Source organism: Streptomyces sp. NPDC059564, from assembly GCF_042735575.1.
Classification (GTDB): domain Bacteria; phylum Actinomycetota; class Actinomycetes; order Streptomycetales; family Streptomycetaceae; genus Streptomyces.
This window is the reverse complement of sequence record NZ_JBHWBP010000526.1, coordinates 1-3754: the sequence shown is the minus strand read 5'-3', so window position 1 is coordinate 3754 and position 3754 is coordinate 1. Positions and strand designations below refer to the sequence as shown.

At 71.6% G+C, this 3754-nt stretch carries 4 protein-coding genes; 2 read left to right on the top strand and 2 right to left on the bottom strand.

Annotated elements, in window-relative coordinates; translation table 11 throughout:
• Positions 1 to 604, bottom strand: a 604-nt coding sequence (locus tag ACFV0Q_RS39500) for a TetR family transcriptional regulator (protein ID WP_385012676.1), incomplete at its 3' end; no start/stop codon positions are given.
• 117 nt (positions 605 to 721) lie between these two features.
• Between ACFV0Q_RS39500 and ACFV0Q_RS39495 the strand changes: the two genes are divergently transcribed.
• Positions 722 to 2314: an MFS transporter gene (locus ACFV0Q_RS39495; RefSeq protein WP_385012675.1), complete on the top strand. Its 1593-nt coding sequence runs from the start codon at positions 722 to 724 to the stop codon at positions 2312 to 2314.
• 199 nt (positions 2315 to 2513) lie between these two features.
• Positions 2514 to 2894, top strand: a complete 381-nt coding sequence (locus ACFV0Q_RS39490) for a peptidase inhibitor family I36 protein (RefSeq protein ID WP_385012673.1) — start codon at positions 2514 to 2516, stop codon at positions 2892 to 2894.
• Here ACFV0Q_RS39490 and ACFV0Q_RS39485 read toward each other — a convergent pair.
• Positions 2875 to 3669, bottom strand: coding sequence for an ion channel (locus ACFV0Q_RS39485; RefSeq protein ID WP_385012672.1), 795 nt, complete (start codon positions 3667 to 3669; stop codon positions 2875 to 2877). The genes ACFV0Q_RS39490 and ACFV0Q_RS39485 overlap by 20 nt on opposite strands.
• Between the last annotated feature and the right edge of the window lie 85 nt (positions 3670 to 3754).

Below are 3754 nucleotides of genomic sequence, written 5' to 3'. Positions count from 1 at the left end.
CCGTCATGCGCCGGATCGCGGCGACGCTGGCGTCCTCGCCCTGGCCCCAGAGGCGGCCGGTGACGCGCATCACACCGCAGAACGCGGCCACGACCACCCGGGGGCGCGGGTCGGCGTCGATGTCCAGACCCTCGCGGGCGGCGATCAGCCGGGCGATCTGCTCCTCCATCTCCGTGGAGCGCCGCAGGTGCACGGCGAGCAGGGCCGGGGTGGACTCGATCAGCTGGTATCCCCGCATGTAGAGGTCGACGGGGACCACCTCGGAGATGGCCTCCTCGACGGTGTCCCAGGCGGCGAGCACCGCGCCCCGCATGGCGGCGACGGGGCCCTCGGCGGCGGGCCGGGCCCGCAGCGCGGCGACGAAGTGCGATTCGACGAGGTCCTGGACGGCGAAGGCGACCTCCTCCTTGTTCGCGAAGTAGCGGAAGAAGGTGCGCTGGGAGACCTCCACGGCGTCGGTGATCTCGTCGACGGTGGTCCGTTCGTAGCCCTGGGAGATGAACAGCAGCAGGGCGGCGCGCAGCAGGGCGTCCCGGGTGCGCCGCTTCTTGCGTTCGCGCAGTCCCGCCGCCGGGGCGGCCGGTGCCGGCCGCCTGTCGGTCATCACCGTGGGGTCCTTTCTGACGCTGAGTGAGCGGTCAGGGTACCTGTGACCGACCTGACAGCGACTGTCGCGTTGAGCCGTTTGTGAAGTGTCAGTCGCTGTCACTAGCCTGTCCGCATGACGAGTCAGATCACCCTCGCCAAGGAATCGGGCCCCGCGCCGGTCCGCACCGGACTGCGCGGCCACCCGTGGCTGACCCTCTTCGCCGTGGCGATCGGGGTCATGATGGTCACCCTCGACGGCACGATCGTCGCCGTCGCCAACCCCGCGATCCAAAAGGACCTCGGCGCCTCGCTCGCCGAGGTGCAGTGGATCACCAACGGCTACCTGCTGGCCCTCGCGGTCTCCCTGATCACCGCCGGCAAGCTCGGCGACCGCTTCGGACACCGCCAGACCTTCCTCATAGGCATCGCCGGCTTCGCCCTCTCCTCGGCCGCGATCGGCCTCTCCACCGGCGTCGGCCTGGTCATCGGCTTCCGCGTCGCCCAGGGCGTCTTCGGCGCCCTGCTGATGCCCGCGGCCCTCGGCCTGCTCCGCGCCACCTTCCCCGCCGAGAAGCTGAACATGGCCATCGGCATCTGGGGCATGGTCATCGGCGCCTCGACCGCCGCCGGTCCCATCGTCGGCGGTCTGCTCGTCGAGCACGCCAGCTGGCAGTCCGTCTTCTTCATCAACGTGCCCGTCGGCATCATCGCGCTGCTGTTCGGCCTGTTCATCCTGCTCGACCACCGCGCGGAGAACGCCCCGCGTTCCTTCGACCTCGTCGGCATCGTGCTGCTGTCGGTCGCGATGTTCTCCCTGATCTGGGCGCTGATCAAGGCTGCCGAGTGGGGCTGGGGCGACACCAGGACCCTGCTCTTCCTCGGCCTTTCGGTGATCTGCTTCGTGCTCTTCGCCGTCTGGGAGTCCAAGGTCTCCGAACCGCTGATCCCGCTCGGCATGTTCCGCTCGCTGCCGCTGTCCGCGGGCACCGTCCTGATGGTCCTGATGGCCTTCGCCTTCATGGGCGGCCTGTTCTTCGTCACCTTCTACCTGCAGAACGTGCACGGCATGAGCCCGGTCGACAGCGGCCTGCACCTGCTCCCGCTCACCGGCATGATGATCATCGGCTCGCCGCTGGCCGGCGTGGCCATCACGAAGGCCGGCCCGCGCGTCCCGCTCGTCGCGGGCATGGTCGCCACCGCCGTCGCCTGCTTCGGGATGGCCCGGCTCACCCCGGACACCGCCACCCTCACCATGTCGCTCTGGTTCGCCCTCCTCGGCCTCGGCCTCGCCCCCGTGATGGTCGGCGCCACCGAGGTCATCGTCGGCAACGCCCCGCTGGAGCTCTCCGGCGTCGCCGGCGGCCTCCAGCAGGCCGCCATGCAGGTCGGCGGAAGCCTCGGCACCGCCGTCCTCGGAGCGGTCATGGCGGCCAAGGTCAGTAACACGTTCGGGGACAACTGGCAGCGGGCGCAGCTGCCGCCGCTCGCCCCGGAGCAGCTCCACATGGCGGAGAAGGGGGTCCAGGTCGGCATCGCCCCGGTGCCGCCCGGCCTCCCCGAGCCGGTCGCGCGGGCCATCACCACGGTCGCCCACGACACCTTCGTGTCCGGGATGAACACCGCCTTCACCGTCGCGGGCGTCGTGGCGGTCCTCGCCGCGGTCGTGGCCTGCTTCACCAAGCGCGGTACGAACGCCGCCGCCGGAGCGGGCGCGGCCCACATCTGATCCGCCCGCCCGGCCGTTACCGCCGGGTCAACCCCACGCCCCCCACAGCCCCGCCGGACGGTTCCGGCGGGGCTGTCGCCTATCAGGGTGGACCCGCCCGCAGCCCCTTCCGCCCGGCCGTCGCCGCAGGTCAGCGTGGTGCCACGGAGCCTTCGGAAACCGTCCGGGGCCCGCTCGTCAATGAGGAGCTGACGCCGTCATGCGTACGTGGACCACCACTCGCGCCACCACCCTCGCCGCCGCCCTGCTGGCCGCCACCGCCCTGATCCCGAGCACCGCCGGCGGCGCGCACGCGGCGGGCACGCCGTCCTGCGCCGCGGGGGAGCTGTGCCTGTGGGCGAAACCGGACTTCAAGGGCACCAAGCAGACCTACGACCTCAGCACTCTCCAGATCAACAGCTGCACCGCGCTGCCCGCCGGGAACTACCAGTCGCTCATCAACCGGACCGGGCGCCCCGTCACCACCTACCAGTCCGACGTGTGCGCGGAGACCGGGGAGTTCCAGACCTACCCGGGCGACGGGGTCCTGCTGCCCCAGTCCCCGTACCAGGTCAGGGCGTTCAAGGTGTGGGAGACGTAACCCCCGCCTGGTCGGCGGAGGAGGCGGCCTGGGCGGGCATCCCGCCCGGGCCGTCGCCGCCCAGCCTGGCGACCTCGGCCCGCAGCGCCCGTACCTCTTCCTGCAGCTCCCGCAGGGCCGCCAGCTGGAGCCGCTCCACCTGGTCGTCCCGCTCGAAGCGGGCGATGAACCAGGCGGCGATGTTGGCCGTCACCACACCCAGCAGGGCGATCCCCGACAGCATCAGCCCGACCGCCACGAGCCGCCCGAGGCCCGTGGTGGGGGAGTGGTCCCCGTACCCGACCGTCGTCATGGTGGTGAAGGACCACCACACCGCGTCGCCCAGGTTCTTGATGTTCCCCGCGGGGGCGTCCCGCTCCACGCTCAGCACCGCAAGCGAGCCGAACATCAGCAGCCCCACCACGGCCCCGGCCACGTACGTCGTCAGCCGCACCTGCGGAGCCATCCGGGCCCGCCGGCCCACCAGCATCAGCGTCGCCACCAGCCGCAGCAGCCGCAGCGGCTGGACCAGCGGCAGCACCACCGCCGCCAGGTCCAGCCAGTGCGTCCGCACGAACACCCGGCGGTCCCCCGCCAGACCCAGGCGCACCACGTAGTCCACCGCGAAGGCGGCCCACACCGCCCACTCCGCGTGGGTGCACGCCCGGTGCACCCCCTCGCCCGCGTCGGGCGCGACGATGGGGACGGCGTAGGCGACGGCGAAGGCCACGGCGAGCACCAGCAGCGGGACCTGCGTACGGCGCTCCCACCGCGCCTGACGGGAGGGTTCCTTCATGCCCAGCATCGTAAAGAACGAGTAAGGGGCGCTGGGACAGAATTCCCAGCGCCCCCACCCACGATTTACGGTTACGCGTCGCCGC

What these genes read in the sequence shown, in the direction of transcription:
- ACFV0Q_RS39495 (WP_385012675.1), top strand. Translation starts at nt 722, where the DNA reads ATGACGAGTCAGATCACCCTCGCCAAGGAATCGGGCCCCGCGCCGGTC.
- ACFV0Q_RS39490 (WP_385012673.1), top strand. Translation starts at nt 2,514, where the DNA reads ATGCGTACGTGGACCACCACTCGCGCCACCACCCTCGCCGCCGCCCTG.
- ACFV0Q_RS39485 (WP_385012672.1), bottom strand. Translation starts at nt 3,669, where the DNA reads ATGAAGGAACCCTCCCGTCAGGCGCGGTGGGAGCGCCGTACGCAGGTC.